Genomic DNA, 23,034 nt, shown 5'->3' on the forward strand with positions numbered 1-23,034 from the left:
GATGGAACCGGAGGAGCTGCTCGCCCCGCTGCGGGAGGCCGGGCCGCGCACCCCGTCCACGGTCGACGTGCCCTCGGCGATCCGGGCCGGGACCCGGCGCCGCCGGCTGCGGCAGGTGGCCGGGGCCGGGGTGGCCGCGGCGCTGACCGTGCTGATCGCGCTGCTGGCGCCGAGCCTGGTCAGCGGGTTGTCCACGGTCGAGCCCGCGCGGCCCGCGGTGACCTTCGACCCGCTGCGCAAGTCCTTCCGGGTCGGGTCGGCCGGTGGGTTCACCCCGGTCAGCTACGAGACCGGGCGGGACCGGCAGCGGATCACCCTGGTGCGCGCCGACGGCGGCGGCGGACCGGCCACGGTCACCATGGCCGGCGGCGGTCCGGGACCGGCGGGCGAGGCCGCGCCGCCGGTGCACGGGCGGCGGGCGGTGTGGCAGGGCACGGGCGTGGCCTGGGAGTGGACCGACGGGGCCTGGGGGTCCGTCGAGGGCGCGGGCGACCGGGAGCAGGCGCACCGGATCGCGCAGAGCGTCGAGTCCGGGGCCAACGACCTGGTCATGGTGCCGTTCAAGCAGGTCCAGCCGGATCCGCTGCTCGGGGTGCTCAGCCCGTACGGGACCACTGACCGGGTCACCGACGCGGTGCTGCTGGTCCACGGCGCTCCCGGTGGCGGGCGGATCTTGGTCGGCACCCGGCGGGACCTGGCCCGCGACCCGGTGACCGGGCTGCCGAGGCAGGCGCCGCGGTTCGACTCCGAGCTGGACGGCAGGCAGGCCGTGGTGACCGACACCGCGGTGATCCTGGCCGGGACCGGCGGCGGGCCTGCCGTGGTGGCGCTGTCGGAGACTGCGGGCAGGCAACGACTGGTGGAGCTGGCCCTCGCCCTGCGCTGAACCGAAGTGGTGGCACCCCCGTTAACCGGGACAAACCCACCTGACGGGGGTGCCTCGTGCGATCGACCGCCAACACTCGCACTCGACTACTGGCGCTGGCCCTGCTCGGGGCCGGCACCGCCACCGGTGCGGTCGTGGCCCTGGACCGGCCGCCACCGCCGGAGCCGCAGCTGATCGCCAACCCGGTCCTGGCCCTGCCGCCGCCGCTGGAGGCCAGGGCGGTCGATCCGGTCTACGCCGACCTGCCCGAGCCGCCGCCGGTGCACACCAGCCCGGCCCCGATCGTCACGGTGCCCATCGTCACCAAGCCGGTCCTGCCCGCCCGGCCCAAACCGGTGCCCCGCCCGGCCAAGCCCGCACCCGCCCGCCCCAGCACCTCCGTGCCACCGCCGCCCGCCCCGGCCCCGCCCACGGCCGAGCGGCCGCCGATCACCTGGCACTTCTGCGACTTCTTCCGCTACTGGCTGCCCCGCCGGTACTGCGCGGGCCGTTGAGCCGCGGCTACGCAGATCCGCGTAGCCGGGTTCACCGCCTCAACGGACGACCGGGGCCGCGCTCCCGCCGACGATGGGAACCGACCAGACGTGTCGGCGAGGGAGCACCCATGAGCACGCAAGCAACCGCAGTCAAGCCCAGGCCGGCGCCGGCCCGGCGCAGTGCCGAGCGGGAGCGCCTGCTGCCGCGGCGCACCCGCAAGGCCGTGCTGGTGGCGCACATCGTCAGCGCGGGGGCCTGGATCGGGCTGGACGTGGTGCTGGCCGTGCTGGTCTTCACCGCGGCGGGCACCTCGGACGCCCAGCTGGCCGCGCTCTGCTACCAGGTGCTGGAGCTGCTGGTCTGGCCGATGCTCACGCTGGCGGCGCTGTGCCTGGTCAGCGGCGTGGTGCTGGGGCTGGGCACCAAGTACGGGCTGGTCAGGTACTGGTGGGTGGCGGTCAAGCTGGTGCTCAACCTGGCGCTGCTCGCGCTGGTGGCCTTCGCGCTGCGCAACGGGGTCACCGAGATCGCCGAGTACGGGCGGCAGCTGGCCGCCGGGCAGGCGCCGCTGCGCGGGCCGGGCGACCTGGTGTACCCGCCGATCGTGTCCACCACCGCGCTGCTGTTCGCCACGGTGATCTCGGTGTACAAGCCGTGGGGCAGGCTGCGCAAGAAGTGACCGGGGACGAGGCCGCGCTGGCAGGCGCGGCCTCGTCGTGCGTCACCGGCCCTGCAAGGACTTCACGTTGTTGCCGAAGGTCCAGTTCTTCGAGCCGTCCCAGTTGATCGACCAGGTCATCAGGCCCTTGAGCTTGCCGCCGTAGTGCCGCCAGGCCTGCGAGACCAGGCTCGGCGACATGTAGCCGCCGCCAGCACCCGGCTGCGCGGGCAGGCCGGGCACCTGCTTGTCGTAGGGCACCCGGATCGTGCTGCCCTGGATGACCAGGCCCTTGTCCAGGCAGTCGGTCTGCTTGGTGAAGCCCTGCACGGTGCCCGCCTGGTAGGAGTCGCCCGCGCAGCCGTACATGGATCCGTTGTAGTACTGCATGTTCAGCCACCACAGGCGGCCGTTGTCCGCGTACTTCTTGATGATCGGCAGGTAGGCGCCCCAGATCGAGCCGTAGACCACGCTGCCGCCGGTGACGTAGGCGGTCTCCGGGGCCATGGTCAGCCCGAAGTTCGACGGCATCGCGGCCAGCACGCCGTCGATGATCCGGATCAGGTTGGCCTGCGAGGGCGAGAGCTGGTTGATGTTGCCGCTGCCCACCAGACCGGTCTCGATGTCGATGTCGATGCCGTCGAAGTTGTACTTCTTCAGGATCGGCACCACGGTCGCCACGAACCGGTCGGCCACCGCCGAGGAGCTCAGGTCGATGCCCGCGGTCGCACCGCCGATGGACATCAGGATGGTCAGCCCGGCCGCCTTGGCCGCGCACATCTCCGCCGGGGTGGCCACCTTGACCGTGGCGTCCATCCCGTCCTCCCACAGCACGGTGCCGTCGGAGCGGATCACCGGGAAGGCCGCGTTGATCACGTTGTAGCCGTGCTCGCGGATCCGCGGGTCGGTGATCGGCGTCCAGCCGAACGGCGGGTGCACGCCGTTGACCGCGCCGTCCCAGTTCTCCCAGTACCCGTGCAGCACCTTGCCCGCCGGTTTCGACTTCACCGCGCAGGTCTCCGCCGCTTCCGCGCTGCTCGCCGGTGCGGTCAGGCCCAGCGTGGCGCAGAGCACCGCGAGCCCGAGTCCCAGCAGTCGTGACATGCCACCCATAACCAACCCCAAATCCCGCGGTTGGCCCCGGCGGCAAGGACATCCCGCGCAAGTTCGAACCCTTCGCGCCCGTGCGCGCCTTCCATTCGACCAAAACCGCGCCGGTGCGGACACCTACTTCCGAGGGCGGACCAGTTGGCGCAGCGGGCGCCCACTGGTCCAGACCAGACCAGGTTGCCCGCACGGTCAACTCGTGTGACCTCTCGGGCAACAGGAATAGCGTTGCGCCACATGGAAATCAGGCGTTTGACGCTGCCGGTGGTGAGCGCGGCCCAGCTGCTGGTGGTGCTGGACGGGACGATCGTGAACATCGCGCTGCCCTCGGCGCAGCGCGCGCTCGGCATGACCGATGCCAGCCGCCAGTGGGCGATCACCGCGTACGCGGTGGCCTTCGGCGGGCTGCTGCTCATCGGCGGCCGGATCAGCGGCGCGCTGGGGCACCGGCGGGCCTTCGGCATCGGGCTGGCCGGGTTCGCCGCGGCCTCCGCGCTGGGCGGGGCGGCCACCACGCCCGGCACGCTGTTCGCGGCCAGGGCGTTGCAGGGGGTCTTCGCCGCGGTGCTCGCGCCGGCCGGGCTGGCGCTGCTGAGCACCACGTTCACCGGGAGCAGGGAACGCGGGCGGGCGTTCGGGGTGTTCGCCGCGGTGGGGGCGGCGGGCTCGGCCGTCGGGCTGGTCGCGGGCGGGCTGCTGACCGAGTACGCGAGCTGGCGGTGGTGCCTCTACCTCAACGTGCCGGTGGCGCTGCTGGCCTTGCTGGGCACGGTGTTCGTGCCGAAGGACCGGCCGGTGAGCGGCTGGCGGTTCGACGTGACCGGGGCGCTGCTGAGCACCGGCGGCTTCGTCGCGGTGGTCTACGCCTGCGCCGAGGCCGAGTCGCGGGGCTGGGGTTCGCCGGTGGTGCTCGGGCTGCTCACCGCCGGAGTGCTGCTGCTGGCCGCTTTTGTCGGTGTGGAAAGAAGAACCTTCTGGCACCGGACGCGGGGCGGCGCGTTCCTGGCCATCACGCTGATGTTCGTCGCGATGTTCGGCTTCTACCTCTTCCTCAGCTACTACACCCAGCACGAGCTGGGCTACACGCCCGTGCAAGCCGGGCTGACGCTGATCGTCAACGCGCTGGCCGCGCTGGCCGGGGCCACCCTGATCGCGGGCAGGCTGCACGGCAGGGTGCGGCCGGGCACGCTGATCCGCTCCGGCCTGCTCGCCGCGGCGGCCGGACTGTTCGTGCTCACCTGGCTCACCCCGGACAGCCCGCACGCGCTGCCGCTGTATCTGCTGCCCGCGCTGGTGCTGACCGGCCTCGGCCTCGGCTGCGTGCTGCCGCCCACCGCGATCCTGGCCACCGCGGAGGCCGCCCCCGACCAGCTGGGCTCGGCCTCCGCCTCCTACCACGCCTGTCAGCAGCTCGGCGCGGCGCTGGGCACCGCGTTGCTCAACACCGTGGTCACCAGCGCGGCCGAGCTGACCGTGGCGGTGGGCATCCTGCTCGCCGCCGCGTTGCTGCACACCTTCCTCACCCTGGAAAGGAAACCCGCATGAGCCACGTCCCGGTCATCGACCTCAGCGGACGGCACGGTGCACAAAGAGCCGCGCTGGCAAGGGAAATCGGCGCCGCCTGCGAGTCCTCCGGCTTCTTCGTCATCGTCGGCCACGGCGTGCCGGCGGAGCTGATCGAGGGCATGTTCGCCATCACCAACGCCTTCTTCCGGTTGCCTGCCAAGGAAAAGGAGCTCGTGGCCGGCTTCCGGCGCTCCGGTGGGACCACCGCGCTGAGCATGGACCAGGAGAGCCCGCCGGACCTGTGCGAGTCCTTCGGCGCGCACGTCACCGGCGAGCTCAGCGAACCCGAGCGCGCCCGGCTCGGCGACTACTGGGCCACCTGGAAGCTGGCTAACGACTGGCCGCGAAACCCCGTTGAGTTCAAGGAAACCTGGCAGCGGTACCTGGCCGCGCTCACCGAGCTGGCCGCGGACCTGCTGCGGCTGTCCGCGCTCGCGCTGGACCTGCCGGAGCAGCACTTCGCCGACCGGTTCGACCGGCACGTCTCGGCACTGGTCGCCAACTACTACTACCCGCAGCTGGCACCGCCGCTGCCCGGCCAGCTGCGGCGCGGCGCGCACACCGACTTCGGCGTGCTCACCGTGCTGTGCCAGGAGAACGACCTCGGTGGCCTCCAGGTGCGCCACGGCGAGGGCTGGCACGACGTGGCGGCCATCCCCGGCAGCTTCGTGGTCAACATCGGCGACCTGATGGCGCTGTGGACCGGCGGGCGTTGGCAGTCCACCCTGCACCGGGTGGTCAACCCGGCGCGCGGCGACACCTCATCCCGGCTGTCCATCCCGTTCTTCTACCAGCCCAACCACGACGCGCCGGGGGAGACGGTGACCGCGGGGCAGTGGATCGCGCGCAAGACGGTGAAGCTCTTCGGCGCGCCCGGCTGAGTGAGCGCGCCCGTGCCCGGGTCGAGGTCACCGGGCACGGGCGCAGGTCTCAGACCGCCCAGCGGCGCAGCACCAGCACGGCGTTGTGCCCGCCGAAGCCGAAGGAGTTGTTCATCGCCACCCGGATGTCGTGCTGCTGCGGGGTGTGCGGCACGAAGTTCATCTCCGCATCCAGCGGCTTGTGGCAGTTGATGGTGGGCGGCACGACGCCCTCCCGGATCGCCATCCCGCACACGATCGCCTCGACCGCGCCGCCCGCGCCGATCATGTGCCCGGTCATCGACTTGGTGGAGCTGACCGGGATCTGGGTGGCCCGCTCGCCGAGCACCTCGCGGATCGAGCGCACCTCCCTGGCATCGCCGAGCGGGGTGCTGGTGCCGTGCGCGTTGACGTAGTCGACCTCCTCGGGCGAGATGCCCGCGTCGGCCAGCGCGGCCCGCATCGCGGCCTTCGCCCCGGTGCCCTCGGGGTGCGGCGCGGTCCAGTGGAAGGAGTCCGCGCTAGCGCCGAACCCGGCCACCTCGGCCAGGATCGGGGCGCCGCGCTCGATCGCGTGGTCGGCCGCCTCCAGCACCACCACGCCGGCGCCCGCGCTCATCACGAACCCGTCCCGGTCCTCGTCGAAGGGCCGGGAAGCCTGCTCGGGCGCGTCGTTGCGGTTGGTCAGCGCGCGGGCGTTGCCGCAGCCCGCCAAGTCGGCGCGGCTGATGCAGTTGTCCGCGCCACCGGCGATGGCCACGTCCACCGCGCCGTACTGGATCAGCCTGGCCGCCTCGCCGATGGAGTCGGTGCCGGTGGCGCAGGCGGTGCTCATTGCCCGGCACGGACCGGTGGTGCCGAACAGCAGGCTGATCTCCACCGCCGCGCTGTCCATCGCGCCGGTCACCTGGGACAGCGGGCTGATCGCGCGCGGACCCTTCTCCCGCAACAGGTCCGGCAGCTTGTTGTTGTAGTTCACCGGCCCGTAGCCGCTGCCGACCAGCACGCCCGTGCGGGCCGCCAGCTCCGGGTCGAAGACGAGTTTCGCCGCCTCCACCGCCTCGGTGGCCGCGGTCAGCGCGTACTGGGCGTAGCTGTCGGTGCGCCTGGCGATCTTGCGCGGCAGGTGCGCCTCCGGGTCCCAGTCGTGGATCTCGCCGGTGATCTGGCAACCCAGGTCATCGGCGGAGATCGAGGCCACCCGGCGGATCCCGCTCTGCCCGGCCAGCATCGCCGACCAGGTCGTGGGCACGCCGACCCCGAGCGGGGTGACCGCGCCCCAGCCGGTGACCACTACGCGGCGCCGTAATCGACGGAACTCGGCCTGTACCGCCTCGCTGCTCTTGCTCATCTCGTTCCCCTCGGCTCAGGCGCTCGCCGCCGCGGGCAGCACCCGGCCGCGCGGCCCGGCGAAACCCTTGTCCAGGTACTCCTGCACGGCCTTCGGGGTGACCACGGCGGTCGGCACGGTGTCCCCGGTGAGCCGGGAGAACATGTTGCGCGGCCCGATGATGTAGGCCTGCTGTGCCTTGCTCCGCCGGATCCCCTCGACCACGGTGGACCAGCGCACCGGGGTGACCCAGCCGTCCAGCAGGTCGGCCATGATCGCTTCCGGGTCGGTGATCAGCTCACCGGTGACGTCGGAGAGCATCGGGACGCGGGCTGGGCGCCAGTTGAGTTGGCTGTAGACCTCGGACTCCAGCCGCTGTCGCAGGCTGGTCACCATGGTGCAGTGCTCCGCGCGGTTCATCAGGTAGAACGGGAATCCACCCTCCTCGCGGACGAGTTCGCGGAAGTACTCCAGATCGGCCATCACGCCGGAGACCGCGTGCACGGAGTTGTCCAGGTAGATCGACGCCTCCACCTTGCGGCCCTCGGCCTGACAGCGTGCGACGAGCCTATCCACGGCGGCCCCGTCGAGGCGATAGAAGAAGAAGCAGCCCAGCGGTTCTGCCAGTCCCTCGAAGTAGTCCACCTCCACCTTGGCGCTCTCCCGCACCAGCCGCAGACCGTCCTCATAGGACAGAACACCGGCGTAGACCGATCCGATGATCGCACCGAAGCTCTGCCCGCCGAAGACCACCGGTGACAGGTCGAGGTGGTCATCCGCCCAGTCGGCCAGCGCCAGGGTCAGCGCCATATAGCCGGCCTCGTACACCTCCCAGTCGTAGATCTCGGCGTGTTCGTAGGCCGAGATCAGCGAGTAGCCCAGCACCTCGTCCGCGATCCGCAGCCGCTCCTGCGCGTACTCGTTCTCCTGCAGGAAGCTCGCGATCGTGGGAAAGGTCGTCGGAACGAGTCCGGGAAAGTAGATGGCATCGGCCACGGCAGCCTCCAGGGATGGTCACCACAAGTTCCAGGGCCGGTGGTGCGGCAGTGAGAGGCATCGATGAGGAGCCTCGCGCGAGGCATCAACCCCAGAACTCATCGAGCGCGCCGGTGCGACCACAGGCCAACGGAACAATGGTAACCGACCACCGCCGCGGAACAACCCGATCGGATGAAACCGCATTCATAAACGTGATATGCCCGAAACGCACAACGGCCGGGAAAACTCCCTGGGGGAGAGTTTTCCCGGCCGTTGCCCCGCGTTCAGGCGCGGCTGTCCTTCTTCGACGGAAAGATCATCATGGCGCCGGTGATGACCAGTTCGATACCGCCGAGCACGGCGAGCACGATGCCCACCTTGTCCAGCGAGATGATCGGCGTCTCGACTCCCTTGGTGGTGAAGGCGAGAATCAGGCCGACGATGAGCATGAACGCGCCGATGAACAGCGACTTCACGTTTTTCGACAAGGAACCTCCCAGTGACGCTGGTGCCCGCTCACAGCTGGCGCAGCGGGCGGACAAGGAACAGTGACAGCGCGAGCAGAAGATAGCAGCTTCCGATAACCACGAAAGTGTGATGGCTGCCCATCGTGGCCAACAGCCAGGTGAGCAAGGAGACTGCGATCGGGCTCGGCCCTGACACGATAGTAGTAGCAATGCTGGTGACTCCACCGAACATCGCTTTGGGCACCCGTTCCTGCAGCGCCTGCATGAACAGCAGGTCCACCGGACTGGTCACCACGCCGGCCACCGCCATGATGGCCAGCGCGATCGGCACATCGGTCTGCACGGCCAGCAGCAGGAGCAGCAAGGCCATGCCGGTGTAGGCGGTCAGGTAGGCCCCGCGCCTGGGCAGGCGCGGCCCGAGCACCCCGTAACCGATGGTGCCGATCAGCGAGCCCACGCCGAAGGCGCCGACCAGGCCGCCGTACCAGGCCACCGAGCCGAGCACCTCGTTCGCGTAGGCGGTCAGCCCGATGCTGGCCAGGCCGGTGTCCAGGCCGCTGAACACGGTGGTGGCGATGATCACCACTCGGAGCAGCTTGTCGCCCCAGAAGAACTTCACCGCCGCCACGAAGCGCTGCCGGTAACCGAGGCGGTCGAACTCCTCGGTCTCCTCCTCCTGCTGCTCATCCGCCGGGACCTGCTCCACCGCGCGGACCAGGAAGAAGACCACGATGACCGCGGCCAGCGCGCCGGCGATGGCGTCCACGAGCAGGATGGTGGCACTGCCGAAGAGGCTGACGATCGCGCCCACCAGGATGGGGCTGGCCATGGTGGCGATCGCGTTCATCGCGCGCAGCGTGGCGTTGGCCCGCTCCAGCGAGTGGCCTGAGCTCTCCGCGAGGGCCGGGAGCAGGCCGAAGGTGGCCACCCGGCCCGGTTCGTCGGCCGCGGCGCGGACGAAGCACAGCGCCAGCAGCAGCCAGGCGGGCAGCATCCCGGCCAGGTGCAGCGTGTACATCAGCACGGTGATCGCCGAGCCGATGCTGATGGAGAAGATCCACGAGGCGCGCATGCCGAACCGGTCGATCACCGGGCCCATGAACAGGCCGGTGCCGATCGAGCTGATCACCGCGACGGTGACGATGATGCCGGTGAAGGCGATGTCGTTGGTCGCGTCCAGCACGAACAGCGGCAGGCCGACCCCGCCGATGCCGTTGCCGACCAGGTTGACCCCGAAGGCGAACTGCGCCACCGAGTACTGCCCGGAGCGGCGGTCCTTGCGGAGCCGGTGCCTGCCCGGCGGCGGCTTGCGGTGCCGGCCGCCCGGCCGCCTGGTCGGCGCTGCTGTCATGTCCTGGGCCTTCCCCATCCGTCCGGGAGGTCCCGGGCGAGGTGCGGAAAGTCCGGTGCAGGCACTGCGAGCGCCTGCACCGGACGTCACCTGGATGGCGAGCGATCAACTCACCCGCCGCACCCGGTAATTCAGCAGGAGTTGCTGACGGTGCTGCCGGTCATGGTCAGCTCAGCCGCGGCGGTGTCGAGGCCCTGCAGGTCGAGAATAGCCATTGTATTCACCTTTCCTGAAGAATGTTTGGGTTGGTGCAGGTGTTACCGGTGGAGCTGATTCAGCAGCCGTTGGAGACGGTGCTGCCGGTCATGGTCAGCTCGGCGGCGTTGGTGTCGAGGCCCTGCAGGTCGAGAATAGCCATTGTATTCACCTTTCCTGACGAAATTCGTTTGTCCTGACTTGGTGGTGCGTCGTGCATGGACAAGCGGCCACATTCGTCGCCGTGGAAAAGGATCATGTCCACAGAGCCAGGCAGCGCGCTCCTGGCTGGTCTTTGGGTTGTCAGCAGCCCATGCTGATGGGACTGGCGGCCACGATCTGCTCCGCTGCGTCCACCGGCAGGCCCTGCAAGTCGAGAATAGCCATGATTCACCCCTCCAGTTGAATGTTCGCCCTGGTCTCCTGCGTACCCCCGAGCCGGGCACGGTGATCCGTGCCGGACAAGAATGGGAGGAACGGTGTTCCGCCGCGCAGTGCCGCGCTCAACGCGGTCAGCACGCCGGCGTTACCCGTTGCGATATCCATGGACAAGCGGCTACATCCGTCACCGGGGAAAGAGACATGTCCACAGTAGGCGAGTGGGTAGTGGTGCATCCCGTCGAGATGCGCTTTCACCCGCTTGTCACTAATTATTTCAGACGCACCCCTGGAAAGTCCAGAGATTACCGCGAGCAATCCGGCCCGGCCGTGAAAAAGGCTGGGTTCCAGGATGAACTCGCTCTGGCAGGCCTGCGCGAGCAGCGGCAGCGCGGTCAGCAGCCGCTCATCCGCGATCTCCCTGACCAGCTCGTCGGCCACCAGCGCGATACCGGCCGAGCCCACGTCCAGGTAGGGCAGCATGCGGTAGCCGCCGTCCACCTGCAGCGAGCCGTCCGGCGCGCTCACGCACAGGTCCAGGTCCCGATGCGCCGCCCGCACCGCCAGCTCCAGCCACTGACCGTCCTGAGTGGACTGGTACAGCCGGAGCAGGAACAGCGCCGGTCCGGACCAGCCGCGCAGCAGCCCGCCCAGCGTGCCGGCCTGCCGCGCCCGGCCCAGCTCGCCGGGTGGCTTGTCCACGCCGTGCGGCTCGCCGCTGGTGATCGCCGCGCCGAGGCGGCGCGCGACCTCCAGGGCTCGTTTCCGGTGCGCCGGTTCGTCCTGGCGTTCGGCCAGGTGCAACAGGTTCAGCCCGACCCCGGCGAGGCCGCTGTACAGCGTGACATCGCCGATCAGCGTCTCATCGGTGCGGGACAACAGGTCCGCGGCCGGGCCAGGGTGGCCGAGCAGGTCCAGCACGTGCGCGATGCCGTGCGCGCCGTCGTAGAAGCCGATCTTCTCCCTCGGCTTCTCCGCGTCGGCCAGCAGCCAGCGCAGGTGGTCGGGGTCGAGCTCAAAACCGGTGCTGGACAAGGCCCACAGCACACCGGCCGCACCGTGCGCGAAGGTGCCGCCGCCGATGCGGAACTGCTCCAGGTCGCCGGGGAAGAGCCGGTCCCTCCGGTCAGGGGTGGCGCTGGCGGTGATCGCCGCGGCGATCGAGGGCAGCAGGTCCGCCCACTCCGCGCCCGCGCGCACCGGCCCGGTGCGCGGCAGCGTGCTGACCGTCGGATTGGGCGGGGTCACCTCGCCGACCACGGAGAGGATGGAGGAAGCGAAGTCCCCGGGCAGCTCGAAGAGCCCGGTGGCGATCTCCACCAGCTCGGCCAGCTTGCCGGGCGCCAGGCCGACGATCGAGGTCAGCGGCAGGAACAGCCACAGCTTGAGCACCGCCAGGGCGTGCCGGTCGATGTCCGCGCCGGTCTTGTCCCGGTTGGTGAACCCGGCGTGGCCGAAGCGCTGCCTGCGGTTCTCCGCGATCGGCGAGGCGGCCTCGAAGTCGACCAGGAAGATCTCGTCCTCGCCGTCCCGCTCGTTGATCATGATGTTGGCCGGGTGCAGGTCGGCGAAGACGATGCCCCGCTCGTGCACCGCGGCCACCAGCTCGGTCACCTTGGCCAGCACCCGCATCGCGCGCGCCACCCAGGCGCGGCGCTGCTCAGGCGTGGAGGTGCCCACCAGCGGGAAGTTCAGCGCCAGCCAGTGGTGCAGGTTGATGCCCGGCACCAGGTCCATCACCAGGAACCGGTGCTCCCAGACCTGGGCCACCTCGTGCAGCCGGGGGATCCCTGGCACGCCGTCGAGCGCGCGCAGCGCGGTGGCCTCGTTCTCCAGCCGGGAGATCGCGTCCGCGTCGTCCTTGTCCAGCCCCGCGTGCGGCCGGGCCTCCTTGAGCACGACCTCGACGCCGTCGGCGTTGCGGACCGCCTTGTAGACCCCGCCGCCGTTGGAGAAGTGCATCGCCTCGACGATGCGGTAATCCATGGTGGCGCCGGTGGCGTTGCGCGCGGCCAGGCTGTCGGCGAGCACCCTGGGCACGGTGACCCACTCCGGCGTGTGGAACACCGGCCTGCGGTCATCCGGCACCAGCGTGCCGTCCGGCCGCTGGATGGCCAGCACCCGCTCGCCGTCGGAGTTGGTGCAGTAGCGCTCCTCGAACCCGCCGTAGCGCACGTAGAGCGGGCCCTGGTTGTAGCGCAGGTCGGTGAGGATGTAGGGGCCCGGCCTGCCGCCGATCTTCGCGTCCAGCGCGGTCAGCGTGGCGGCCAGCTCCACCTCGTCCCTCGGGTAGATGGTGACCAGCTTGCCGCTGGCCGCGCGCGGGGCGTACTTGAGGTTGAACGCCCGCAGCAGCGCGACGCTGCGCAGGAACTTGAACGGGATCCAGTTCGTCACGCAGTGCGCGGCGACCGTCTCGACGATCTCGGCCGCGTCCGAGGGCGTGGCCGAGACGTGGATCTTCCAGCCCTGCGCGGGCAGCTTGCCCTCCGGCGGCCGCAGCATGACCCACTCACCGCTGCCGGAACGCCGCCAGCCCTCCGGCAGCTCGCCGTCGGAGAGCGGGAAGGCGGTCTCGGGCTCCCAGCGCACGGGGTCCTCGAAGAACACCCGGTCGGCCAGGGAGTACAGCTCTACCAAGGGTTTCACCGGCCTGCTCCTCTCGCTCTAGTACGGGCGCTCCCTGGCGGCCCGGTCGGCGAAGCTGAGCCAGGAGGAGCCCGGCTCGTTGGCGATGTACTTGGCGAGCAGCTCCTTCGCCCGCTGCTTCTCCTTGGCGGGCACCAGGTCCAGCACCGGCATCTGTTCCTTGAACTGGCGCGCGCCCACCACGAACTCCTCGCGCAGCAGCGACCAGATCGTCTTGTCGTGGTACTCGCCATCGAGGAAGTAGAAGTCGCGCAGCACGCCCTCCAGGACGAAGCCGCCCTTGGTGAGCATGCTGATCGTGTGCTTGTTGTAGGCGGCCGTGGCGAACTCCACCCGGTGCGCGTTGAGCTGGTGGAACAGGTGGTCCACCAGCAGGCCCATGGCCTCGCCGCCGACCCCGGAGCTCCACCGCGCGGGATCGCCGATGGCGCCGCCGATGACGTAGGCCCGGTGACCGCCGCTGGGGCGGTAGCTCACCACGCCGACCCGGTCACCCGCCGTGGTCACCACCATGAAGTTGCGGACCTTGCCGCTCTCGTTGGCTTCCTTGATCGCCTCGGCGGTGACCAGGTCGTTCATGTCGCAGGTGAGCGCGCTGGTGGTGGCCATCGGGCGCAGCCAGCCCTCCACGGCGACGTAGTCGGCCGCGGTCATGCTTTCCAGAGTGCATATTTGTTCGCGCGGCATCGCCGGCACCTCGCACATCAGGCATGTATAAAAAAGGACAATTCACTTCGAAACGTTGGGTGAGTGGACGATCCCGCCGGGCGCAGGGAGCCCGAAGCATGAATTCGACTCACATCAAGTCGATCAATTCGACTGCCCCAGTTTTGTTCCAAATATTGTGCTTAGCACACACGTCGCCGCTGTCGCCGCTGTCCGCGCTCAGGGGCACACGTCGCCGTGCCCTAGCTCGCACCTCTGTGCGAAAACCCCAGTACAGACTGCATCTGCCGAGGAAAGTACTAGGAAGACCTACCGTGGTCAACCGGAAGAATTAGGTCAGAGGGACCAGGGCAGGACTGCCGGTCTCATCCTTACGAGCTACTCCTGGTGAGGACCTGCGCGCGAGGGGTGAACAACCCCCAGTGGGCCTGGAGGCTGGCCTCCAGTGCATCAAAATACCCGATGAGCGCTAGCCCATCTCCGGTTGAGTCACGCTTGAGGCTCAGGTACGGTCGGCCACATTAGGCCACGTCGCAGGCCTATCGCTGACGCTTCGCCGCCGTTCGCGCTCTGCAGGAATCTGCACCCCCTGTCCTTTTACTCGCGTTTATCACCACTTTTGGGGAAGTTGTGTGCGCGAATGAAACTGGAGGTCGGTTGTGACCAGGTGGAGCACGTTTCTCATGGACGAGGCCAAGCTCGGCGAACTGCCGCAGCTGCCCGCGGACGCCGTCCTGCGCCACGCGGACCTGGTGACGGGCCGTAAGCCCAAGCCGATCGAGCTGTACCAACGCTGGGAGCGCCAGCAGTGGTCCGCCGAGGAGCTCTCGCTGGGCCGCGACCACGACATGCTGCACCACCCGCGCCTGCCGGAGAGCGTCCGGGTGATGCTCAAGGAGGCCATCGCCACCTTCATCATCGGCGAGTACACCGGCCTGGACATGCTCGGCCCGATCCTCACCGGCTGTCCGGACGAGGAGTACGCCCTGTTCCTGGGCACCCAGATCGCCGATGAGACCCGGCACGCCCGCGCGGTGTTCCGGCTCGGCGAAGAGGTGCTGGAGATGCCGGAGAACCCGAGGGCGATGCTGGCCGAGGCCTGGAACATCGTCACCCCGGCGCACAAGGAACTGAGCCTGCTGGAGACCCAGATCGTGCAGGACCTGGCCGCCCGCCCGCTGGACTACGGGCAGTGGCTGCAGGCGTGCACACTGTTCCACCTGATCACCGAGGGTGTGCTGGCGCTGATCGGGCAGCGCGCGCTGGTGCACTCGCTGCGCGATGTGAACATGTTCAACGGCATCAAGTCCGCCTTCATCGCGATGTGCCGGGACGAGTCGCGGCACATCAGCTTCGGGCTGCATGCGCTGCGCACCGGCATCCAGGAGGGCTACGCCGACCACATCTACGAGGTGCTGGAGAAGGCGGTCCCGCTGGCGCTGCGGATGGACACCGAGTTCGAGTCCGGCAGCGACCGGGAAGAGGCCCGGATCCGGGAGATGAGCGTGGACATCCTGCGCAGGCACCTGGGCAACATCGGCGCCGACCACAAGTTCGTCGCGCACCTGACCGACCCCTACGACCTGCGCCTGGCCCGGCAATGACCGGGGTCGGCCTGATCGGCCAGTCCGGCGTGACCTCCTTCGACGGACTGCGCGCGCGATGCCGGGTCTTCGCGGAACACCTGCGGGACAACGGGTTCGCACCCGGTGACCGGGTGGCACTGCTGGGCGGCAACTCCCTGGGCTACGTGGTGGCGCTGCTGACCCTGCTGCACGTGGACGCCACCGTGGTGCTGCTGGACGACGACCGGCCGACCGAGGAACACGCGGCCATCCTGCGCAAGGCGCCGGTGCGCTGGCTGCTGCACGACGGCGTGGAAGGACTGCCGGCCGGGGCCGCCGAGTTCCGGCTGCCGCTGGCGGAGCTGGAACGCGAGGTTTCCGCCGCGCCGCAGGGCTTCGAGCTGGACCTGACCGGCTGGTGGCAGCGGGCGCACGCGCTGGAGGTGTGGCCTGCGGGTCCCCGGGACGCGGTGGTCCGCTCCGGCGGCGCGGTGCGCTTCGCGCTGCGCGGGGCCCAGCAGCGGGCCGGGTTCCGGGACACCGACGTGGTGCTGCCGCTGCTGCCGTTCTCCCACCCGTACGCGCTGGTCCTGGTGCTGCTGTGGTGGCTGAGCAAGGGCAGCGCGGTGGTGCTGCCAGCCGATCGGCTCGACCTGGCGGTCGAGGCCATCACCCGGATGAACGTGACCGTCGTGGACGGGACCCCGGCAGCCAGCCAGGGCCTGCGGCGGCTGCTGGAACTGCGGCCGGTCCGGGCCGCGACGCTGCGCTCGGTGCGGCGGTGGTGCGTCGAGGGTGTGCCGCTGCGCGAACGACCAGGCCGGAACTCGGCCACCCCGATCACCGTGCTCAACCGCAATGGGAAGGACGACATGCGCGCGCTCCCAGCACATGCCGTGGACACCGCCGGCGAGGTTCGAACCCTCGCCGTGCCCGAACCCCCGTCGACCGCGGTGCCACTGCCGGCCAGGGCCGCCGCGCTGCGAGCGGTGGAGACCTTCCTGGAGGAGCACCGCGAGGAGGTGCTCGCGATCCTCTGCGAGGTGTCCAACCACCGCACCGCGGTCGGTGAGCTGGAGACCGCGATCCGCACCCTGCGCGGAGCCGAGGCCGAGGTCACCGCCTACCAGCCGCGCCTGGTGCGCAGCGCAGCGGTGTTCATGCCCTCCAACATCCCGCTCTACGCCTACGTGCTCTACGTGCTGGTGCCGAGCCTGTACTGCGAGCACGTGGTGTTCCGGCCCTCCGCGCACATCCAGTCCCCGCTGACCAGGCTGCACGAGCTGCTGGCTCCCGCGCACAACCTGCCGGTGACCCTGGCGGCCAGCACCCAGCGGCAGTTCACCTGCGGTCCGGTGGCCGATGCCGAGCTGGTGCTGTTCACCGGCACCTACGCCAACGCCGAGCGGATCCGCGGCCAGCTGCGCGCCGAGCAGCTGTTCCTCTACTTCGGCCAGGGCATCAACCCGATCATCGTCGGGCCGGACGCGGACGTGGACCTCGCGGTGGCCGACGCGGTGGACATCCGCCTGATCAACTCCGGGCAGGACTGCTTCGGGCCGGATGTCATGTTCGTGCACTCCTCGGTGCGAGAGCGGTTCCTCGACCTGCTGGGCAAGCGGATCGACGAGCTGGTCTACGGCTCCTACGAGGATCCCAGGGCCGACTACGGCTCGATGTACTACGACCAGGCCTTCGGCTTCGCGCTGGAGTACCTGCACCGCAACTCCGCGCACATCGTGCACGGCGGCCAGGTCGAGCTGGGCACCCGGCGGTTGCAGCCCACCGTGCTGTGTCGCGAGCTGACCAGGCGCTCCAGCTACGAGGAGCTGTTCGCGCCGATCTTCAACGTGGTCAGCTACACCGACCTCGACGCCCTGCACGAGACGCTGACCACGCCGTTCTTCGAGGAGCGGGCGATGGGCGCGATGGTCTACGGCAACCTGCCGACCACGGTGGAGCTGTTGTCCCGGCGGCACGAGGTCTACCAGAACGCCACCCTGCTCAGCACCGACAACGGCAACGAGCCCTTCGGCGGGCTGGGCATCATGGCCAACTACGCGGCCATCGGCGGCAGGCGGATCGCCGAACCGCTGCTGGTGTCCAAGGCGGTCGCCGACCACCTCAAGCCGCCGGTGGGCGTGCCGGCCCGCCGGGTCTCGGCATAGGAAAAACCGATCATGGGGGCATGGTCGGCCCCCGGTGCGCTGCGGGTCTGCGTCATCGGCGCGGGCCCGCGCGGCACCGGGGTACTGGACAGGTTGTGCGCCTTGGCCACTGGGCCGGTCGAGGTGCACGTGGTGGACCCGTATCCGGCGGGTCCAGGGCGGATCTGGCGGCGGGCGCAGCCGAACCTGCTGTGGATGAACTCGCGGGCGGCAGGCGTGACCCTGTTCTCCGGCGCGGACAACGACGTCCCGTCACTGTGGGACTGGGCGCGCTCCGCCGGCGCCGACGCGCTCGCCAGGGGCGAACTGGCCGAGGAGGTGGGCCGAGCCACCTCGCGGTGGTTCGCCTCCCGGCCCCTGGCGAGCGCGTACTTCACCTGGGTCTTCCAGCGCGCCGCGGACCGGCTCGGCCAGGTGCGGGTGCACCGGGACCAGGCCGTGGACCTGTGGGAAACCGAAGCGGGACAACATGTTCTGCTGGCCGGTGGGGAAACCCTGGTGGTGGACGCGGTGGTGCTCGCGCAGGGGCACGTGGACGTGCGGGCGACCCCGGCCGAGCTGGCCTGCCAGGAGTTCGCGGACCGGCACGGCCTCGGTTACCTGCCAAGGGGCCAGGCCGATCCGGCCGCGCTGGCCGCGGTGCCAGCCGGGGAACCGGTGCTGCTGCGCGGACTCGGGCTGACCTTCATCGACACCATGGTGCTGCTCACCGAGGGCAGGGGCGGCAAGTTCCGGCGCACCCTGGACGGGGACCTGGTGTACGAACCCTCCGGGCTGGAACCGTTGCTGTACGCGGGTTCCCGCACCGGCGTGCCCTATCACGCCAAGTCGGACAACGCCCTGCTGGCCGGTGCGCCGGAGCTGCCGAGGTACTTCCGCACCGACACCGTGCCGCCGGGTCAGCTGAGCTTCCGGGAACAGCTGTGGCCGTTGGTGTGCAAGGACATCGCCTACGGGCACTACCACGAGCTGTTCCTCGGCCACCCGGACCGGGTGCGGCTGGACTGGCCGGAGTTCCTGGCCGGACTGGACGCCTTCGACTGGGGCAGCCCGGAACTGGACGACCTGGTCGCCCGTGCGGTGCCCGATCCGGCCGACCGGGCGGACCCGGACAGCTGGACGGATCCCCTGGGGGGCAAGAGCTTCCCGGACGCGGTGGCGTTCCAGGAGTGGGTGCGCGAGCACGTGCGGGCGGACCTGGAGCGGCGGAGCCAGTCGCGCTGGAGTCCCGACCTGGGTGGGCTGGGCGGCATCTCCTGGGCCGTGCTGACCGTGCTGCAGCTCGCCGGAGCCGGGCGGCTGACGGCGAAGTCGCAGGTCACCGAGGTCGAGGGCTGGTTCCTGCCGTTCATGAGCTTCCTGACCAGCGGGCCGCCGGGCAGGCGGCTGGCCGAGCTGCTCGCGCTGTCCCAGGCCGGGGTGCTGGGCTTCCTCGGCCCGGAGGCCAAGGTGCGGGCCGAGGAGTCCGCCGGCCGGTTCGTGGCCAGCAGCCCCCGGGTGCCCGGTGAGGTGCCCGCGCGGTTCCTGATCGAGGCCAGGCTGGCCGAGCCGAACCTGCCCGAGAGCGCGGACCCCTTGCTGCGCAACCTCTTCGACCGCGGTGAGTGCGCCGAGGAGGAGCTGGCCGACGAGACCGGGAGCTACCGCACCGGGCGGCTCGCCGCGCACCCGGCCGACCACCGGCTGCTCGCCGCGGACGGCCGCGCGCACCCGGCCCGGTTCGCGGTCGGGCCCAGCGTGGGCACCGTGCACCGGCCGGGGGTAGAGCCGGAGATCGAGGCGTTCGGGCAGAACGACCGGGTGGCGCGGGCGGTGCTCAGCCTCGGTTCCTGAGCCGGTACACCAGCACCCGGCCCACCGACCAGACGGTGTCCACCACGAACACCGCGCACCAGATCCGGCCCAGGTTGAGCAGCAGGTGGCCGCTGGAGTTCCACCACCACTCGGCGGGGTGCGGGCCGTTGAAGATGGCCTCGTACGGCCAGCTGTAGCCGATGATCGCCAGCACCACCTGGGCCACCACGAAGATCACCGCGTGGCCGGCCCAGACGTTGAGCTCCGGGGCGTCCGGCTTGTCCGGCTTCGCTTCGGGGGCAACGGTTTCCGGAGCGGCCTCGGTGGCGGGGGCCGCTTCGGCGACCCTGGCCGGTTCGGCGACCGCGGCCGGTTCCGGCGCGGGCACCCGGTCGGACACCCCGATCCGCCGGATCGCGCCGCGCATCAGCAGCGCGGCGACCGCCAGCAGCACGGCCGCCACCACGCAGGCGATCTGCCAGCCGGTGCCCTGGTCGTAGAGCAGGCCCGCGCCGAAGGTGCCGATGGTCGCGCCGAGCAGGGTGGCGCTCTCGTAGATCGCCATGCCCCGGCCGAGGCTGCCGCCGGCGGCCTCGGCCACGATGGACTGCTCCACCGGGATGGCCGCGGCGAACGCGGCCGCGGACAGGATCCACATCCCGGCCAGCACCACCGGGTGCGGGGCGAAGGACAGGCCGACCGCGAACACCGCGCTGAGCAGCAGCGCCACCGTGACCACCCTGGTCCGGCCGAGCCGGGTGACCACGCCGTGCAGGTAGTCCGGCAGCACGCTGTAGACGATGAAGCCGGGCAGGAACACCGTGGCGATCGCGCCCAGCTGCAGGTTGTGCCCGCGCTGCAGGTGCATCAGCAGCAGCAGGGCCACCCCGGCCTCGGCGATCGCGGTGATCACGATGACGCCGAGCAGCGGGTACATCCGCCCGCCCAGCTCGCGCAGCCGTGGCGATGCCGAGTCGACCGCCGGTCTGCCGGGGGACTTCTGGATGGCCAGCACCACCGCCGCGGCCACGCAGGCCGCCGCGCACAGCCAGAACACGCCGGGGTAGTCGATCCGGGCGACCAGGGAGATGGCCGCGACCATCGCGATCAGCGTGCCCACGCCCTCGGCGGCGAACAGCTTGCTGAACGCGCCGCTGTCGGCCGGCAGGTCCTCGCCGACCTTGGCCCGCAGCGCCACCCAGAACAGCGCGCCGCCCGCGCCGCCGACCACCGCCGCGACCAGCGCCAGGCCGAACCCGGTGGCCAGCGCGAACAGCGCGAAGGAGGCCGCGTAGCCGAGCGCGCCGAGCGCGGCCAGCCGGGCCCGGTCGTACCGGTCGGCCAGCACCCCGGCCAGCGGGCGGATGAGGAAGGAGACCAGGGTCTCGGCCGCGGTCAGCGTGCCGACCAGGGTGGGGGACAGGCCGAGGGCCGCGCCCGCCCACAGCGGCAGCAGGAAGTCGAGCACCTCGACCGGGCCCTTGGTCAGGGCGGCGGCGAGCCGCTGGGACTTCGTGTGCCGCGCCTCGGTGACGGCCTGTGCCATGAACGGCCCCTTCCCCTATTAGAATACGATCGTATCCGCAAGCGGGCGAACGGGGCAATCGGAGGTCGGGTGCCGAGGATCGTGGACCACGGCCAGCGGCGGCGGATGATCGCCGAGGCGCTGCTGCGACTGGTGGCCAGTGAAGGCATCGAGACGGTCAGCGTGCGCACGGTGGCGGCCGAGGCAGGCATGTCCGCGGGCGCGGTGCAGAAGTACTTCGCCACCAAGGAGGAGATCTTCGAGTTCGCCCTCGAGCTGACCGGCGAACGCCTGGAACGCCGCTGGGCCACCCTCTCCGCCGACGGCGACTACCTCACCCTGCTCCGCGACCTGCTGCTGGAGACCTTGCCGCTGGACGCCGAGCGCCGGGCCGAGATGATCATCGTGACCGCGTTCACCGCCCGCGCCGCGGTGCGCGCCGACTGGGGCCAGCGGCTGCACGCCAACGACCGGGACATGCGCACCGCCACCGCCGCCTACCTGCGCATCGCCCAGGAATCCGGTCAGGTGCGCGCGGACCTGCCGGTGCTGACCCTGGCCGACCTGCTGCTCGCGCTCAGCGACGGTTTCGCGCTGCGCCTGCTGCACCTGCCGCTGGGCGCGCCGGGATCGGCCGGCCTGCTGGCCGCGCTGGACCTGGCGCTGCGGGAGCTGCTGGTCCCGCGCGGCTGATCGCTAGGGCGTGTCCGCCGGGTCGCGCCTGCGATAGCCGCGCCGGATCGGCCGCTGGCGGCACGGCCGGAACGCCCGAATACGCCCGGTATGAGGGCGTTTCGGCCGCACCGCCAGCGGCCGATCCGATCACGACTCTCGCAGACGCGACCCGGCGGACACGCCCTAGTACGCCCCGCGCAGGACCCGGTGATCCGCCTGGAGTTCGATGTGGGCGTAGCTCGGGCCTGGTTACCGTCGGCCAACGGCTGCGGAGCAAAGGAACCAGGATGAGAAGCACGCGGATGCTGACGGCCCTGCTCACCACGGGCGCGCTGCTGGCAGGAGCCGCGCCTGCCTCGGCAGCGGCGCCCCAGGACCGGCCGGAGGTGCGGGCGGCGATGGCCGAGCTGCTGGCCGCGGGCGCGGTCGGCGTCCAGCTCAGGGTGCACGACCGCCGCGGCGACTGGACCGCGAGCGCGGGCGCCACCCGGCTGGGCGGCCGCGCGCCGGTGCCGGCCAACGGCCGCTTCCGCACCGGCAGCGTGACCAAGGTCTTCGTGGCCACCGTGCTGCTCCAGCTGGTCGGCGAGGGCAGGGTGGAGCTGGACGAGCCGGTGCGCGAGTACCTGCCCGAGTTCACTGTGGACGGTCGCATCACGGTGCGGATGTTGTTGCAGCACACCAGCGGCCTGTTCGACTACTCCGGCGAGCACCGGCCGGACGGCAGCATCGAGTCGCTGATCCCGTTGGCCGGCGAGCGTTTTGTGGACAGCCGGTTCCGCTCCTACCAGCCCGCCGAGCTGGTCCGGCTCGCGCTGGCCAAGCCGGCCAACTTCGAGCCCGGCACGGACTGGTCCTACTCCAACACCAACTACCTGCTGGCCGGGCTGCTGATCGAGAAGGTCACCGGCACCTCCTACGCCAGTCAGCTGCGCAGGCGCGTCATCCTGCCGCTGGGCCTGTGGGACACCAGCCTGCCCGGCGCCCAGGAGGACATCCCCGGCCCGCACGCCAAGGGCTACTACGCCTACCGCGGCGCGGACGGCGTGCACACCGTCGACGTCACCCTGCTCAACCCGTCCTGGGCCGGCGCGGCGGGCGAGATGATCACCACCACCCAGGACCTGGACACCTTCCTGGCCGCGCTGCTGGGCGGCGAGCTGCTCAGCCCGCCGCTGCTGGCCGAGATGCGCAAGACCCGGCCAATGGCCGACAACGCCGCTTACGGCCTCGGCCTGATCCAGCGCGACGGCGGACCCGGCTGCGGCACGATGCTCGGCCACACCGGCGGCATCCACGGCTACCTCACCTTCGCCTTCGCCAGCCCGGACGGCAGCACCCGGATGGTGCTCTCCGCCTCGCTGCGCACCGCCAACCTGCGCAGCGGCGACATCGCCGACCCGGCCACCAACGAGGCCGCGGCCGCCGTGCAGGCCGCGGTGTTCTGCACCAGCTGACCCGGCCACCCGCGTGGCCGCCAGGGTTCCCTGTGCGGCCGAGCGGGACCTCGATGCCCGAGCACTTCGCCGACGACCCGTCGCGCCGAGTCCGCGCCGCTGCTCATTCCGGTCGCTTTCACCGATTCCGGTGGCCGTCGGAGGCCGCCCGCTCTGGCCCGGGGTATGCCCCCGAGGGCAGTCAGCCAGTCGCGCGATCGGTTGTTTCCGCTGGCCAGCGGCCGTATCCCGGCGCGGGGTCCAGATCGGAATACGCCCACACCCTGGCGTCCGGGGGCCGGT

Annotated in this window: 20 protein-coding genes; 10 read left to right on the forward strand and 10 right to left on the reverse strand. The window is 70.7% G+C overall.

Annotated features, from left to right (window positions below; all coding sequences use genetic code 11):
* The first annotated feature begins 1 nt into the window (after position 1).
* The 3 genes from ACWDY5_RS07325 (at position 2) to ACWDY5_RS07335 (ending at position 2,042) form a co-directional block, all read left to right on the forward strand.
* Positions 2-886: a hypothetical protein gene (locus tag ACWDY5_RS07325; protein ID WP_449721410.1), complete on the forward strand. Its 885-nt coding sequence runs from the start codon at positions 2-4 to the stop codon at positions 884-886.
* Between the two features lie 56 nt (positions 887-942).
* On the forward strand, positions 943-1,380 hold the full coding sequence (locus tag ACWDY5_RS07330; protein WP_449721411.1) for a hypothetical protein: 438 nt from the start codon (positions 943-945) through the stop codon (positions 1,378-1,380).
* Between the two features lie 110 nt (positions 1,381-1,490).
* Positions 1,491-2,042, forward strand: coding sequence for a hypothetical protein (locus tag ACWDY5_RS07335; RefSeq protein WP_449721412.1), 552 nt, complete (start codon positions 1,491-1,493; stop codon positions 2,040-2,042).
* Between the two features lie 42 nt (positions 2,043-2,084).
* Here the strand turns inward: ACWDY5_RS07335 and ACWDY5_RS07340 are convergent, their stop codons facing one another.
* A complete protein-coding gene (locus ACWDY5_RS07340) occupies positions 2,085-3,125 on the reverse strand; it encodes a chitinase (RefSeq protein WP_256508794.1) in 1,041 nt (346 codons plus the stop codon).
* Between the two features lie 240 nt (positions 3,126-3,365).
* Here ACWDY5_RS07340 and ACWDY5_RS07345 point away from each other — a divergent pair, with 240 nt between their 5' ends.
* Both ACWDY5_RS07345 and ACWDY5_RS07350 read left to right on the forward strand, forming a co-directional pair.
* Complete coding sequence (locus ACWDY5_RS07345; RefSeq protein WP_449721413.1) at positions 3,366-4,673, forward strand: MFS transporter; 1,308 nt, start codon at positions 3,366-3,368, stop codon at positions 4,671-4,673.
* A complete protein-coding gene (locus tag ACWDY5_RS07350; RefSeq protein ID WP_449721414.1) occupies positions 4,670-5,575 on the forward strand; it encodes an isopenicillin N synthase family dioxygenase in 906 nt (301 codons plus the stop codon). Before ACWDY5_RS07345 ends, ACWDY5_RS07350 begins: the two co-directional genes overlap by 4 nt.
* Positions 5,576-5,624: 49 nt before the next feature.
* Here ACWDY5_RS07350 and fabF read toward each other — a convergent pair whose 3' ends face one another.
* The 8 genes from fabF to ACWDY5_RS07390 form a co-directional block, all read right to left on the reverse strand.
* The gene (gene fabF, locus ACWDY5_RS07355; RefSeq protein ID WP_449721415.1) at positions 5,625-6,905 is read right to left on the reverse strand and encodes a beta-ketoacyl-ACP synthase II; all 1,281 of its coding nucleotides are present in this window, start codon (positions 6,903-6,905) and stop codon (positions 5,625-5,627) included.
* Between the two features lie 15 nt (positions 6,906-6,920).
* The gene (locus tag ACWDY5_RS07360) at positions 6,921-7,880 is read right to left on the reverse strand and encodes a hypothetical protein (RefSeq protein ID WP_449721416.1); all 960 of its coding nucleotides are present in this window, start codon (positions 7,878-7,880) and stop codon (positions 6,921-6,923) included.
* Between the two features lie 266 nt (positions 7,881-8,146).
* Positions 8,147-8,350 (reverse strand): DUF5708 family protein, encoded by a 204-nt coding sequence (locus ACWDY5_RS07365; RefSeq protein WP_449721417.1) that lies wholly within the window; start codon positions 8,348-8,350, stop codon positions 8,147-8,149.
* A 28-nt stretch (positions 8,351-8,378) separates the two neighbouring features.
* Positions 8,379-9,680 carry an MFS transporter gene (locus ACWDY5_RS07370; RefSeq protein WP_449721418.1) on the reverse strand — a complete coding sequence of 434 codons (1,302 nt, stop codon included), beginning with the start codon at positions 9,678-9,680 and terminating at the stop codon, positions 8,379-8,381.
* A gap of 131 nt (positions 9,681-9,811) precedes the next feature.
* On the reverse strand, positions 9,812-9,904 hold the full coding sequence (locus tag ACWDY5_RS07375; protein ID WP_283663378.1) for a SapB/AmfS family lanthipeptide: 93 nt from the start codon (positions 9,902-9,904) through the stop codon (positions 9,812-9,814).
* Between the two features lie 50 nt (positions 9,905-9,954).
* Positions 9,955-10,140 carry a hypothetical protein gene (locus ACWDY5_RS07380; protein ID WP_283663379.1) on the reverse strand — a complete coding sequence of 62 codons (186 nt, stop codon included), beginning with the start codon at positions 10,138-10,140 and terminating at the stop codon, positions 9,955-9,957.
* Positions 10,141-10,265: 125 nt separating this feature from the next.
* Positions 10,266-12,902: a class III lanthionine synthetase LanKC gene (gene lanKC / locus ACWDY5_RS07385; RefSeq protein WP_449721419.1), complete on the reverse strand. Its 2,637-nt coding sequence runs from the start codon at positions 12,900-12,902 to the stop codon at positions 10,266-10,268.
* 18 nt (positions 12,903-12,920) lie between these two features.
* Positions 12,921-13,556 carry a GNAT family N-acetyltransferase gene (locus ACWDY5_RS07390; RefSeq protein ID WP_283663381.1) on the reverse strand — a complete coding sequence of 212 codons (636 nt, stop codon included), beginning with the start codon at positions 13,554-13,556 and terminating at the stop codon, positions 12,921-12,923.
* A 695-nt stretch (positions 13,557-14,251) separates the two neighbouring features.
* On the opposite strand from ACWDY5_RS07390, the gene ACWDY5_RS07395 reads away from it, so the two are divergent.
* Genes ACWDY5_RS07395 through ACWDY5_RS07405 form a run of 3 tightly spaced genes read left to right on the forward strand, consistent with a single transcriptional unit; the run spans position 14,252 to position 19,134 of the window.
* Positions 14,252-15,172, forward strand: coding sequence for a ribonucleotide-diphosphate reductase subunit beta (locus tag ACWDY5_RS07395; RefSeq protein ID WP_283663382.1), 921 nt, complete (start codon positions 14,252-14,254; stop codon positions 15,170-15,172).
* Complete coding sequence (locus tag ACWDY5_RS07400) at positions 15,169-17,301, forward strand: aldehyde dehydrogenase family protein (protein WP_449721420.1); 2,133 nt, start codon at positions 15,169-15,171, stop codon at positions 17,299-17,301. The genes ACWDY5_RS07395 and ACWDY5_RS07400 overlap by 4 nt, the downstream gene beginning before the upstream one ends.
* A 12-nt stretch (positions 17,302-17,313) precedes the next feature.
* Positions 17,314-19,134 carry an FAD/NAD(P)-binding protein gene (locus tag ACWDY5_RS07405; RefSeq protein ID WP_449721421.1) on the forward strand — a complete coding sequence of 607 codons (1,821 nt, stop codon included), beginning with the start codon at positions 17,314-17,316 and terminating at the stop codon, positions 19,132-19,134.
* On the opposite strand, the gene ACWDY5_RS07410 is transcribed toward ACWDY5_RS07405, so the two are convergent.
* Positions 19,118-20,641 (reverse strand): MFS transporter, encoded by a 1,524-nt coding sequence (locus ACWDY5_RS07410; protein ID WP_449721422.1) that lies wholly within the window; start codon positions 20,639-20,641, stop codon positions 19,118-19,120. The genes ACWDY5_RS07405 and ACWDY5_RS07410 overlap by 17 nt on opposite strands.
* A gap of 69 nt (positions 20,642-20,710) precedes the next feature.
* Here ACWDY5_RS07410 and ACWDY5_RS07415 point away from each other — a divergent pair, with 69 nt between their 5' ends.
* Together ACWDY5_RS07415 and ACWDY5_RS07420 are read left to right on the forward strand one after the other, a co-directional pair.
* On the forward strand, positions 20,711-21,313 hold the full coding sequence (locus ACWDY5_RS07415) for a TetR family transcriptional regulator C-terminal domain-containing protein (RefSeq protein ID WP_449721423.1): 603 nt from the start codon (positions 20,711-20,713) through the stop codon (positions 21,311-21,313).
* Between the two features lie 269 nt (positions 21,314-21,582).
* Positions 21,583-22,752, forward strand: a complete 1,170-nt coding sequence (locus ACWDY5_RS07420) for a serine hydrolase domain-containing protein (protein ID WP_449721424.1) — start codon at positions 21,583-21,585, stop codon at positions 22,750-22,752.
* Positions 22,753-23,034: the final 282 nt, after the last annotated feature.

This window comes from Crossiella sp. NPDC003009 (assembly GCF_053591555.1).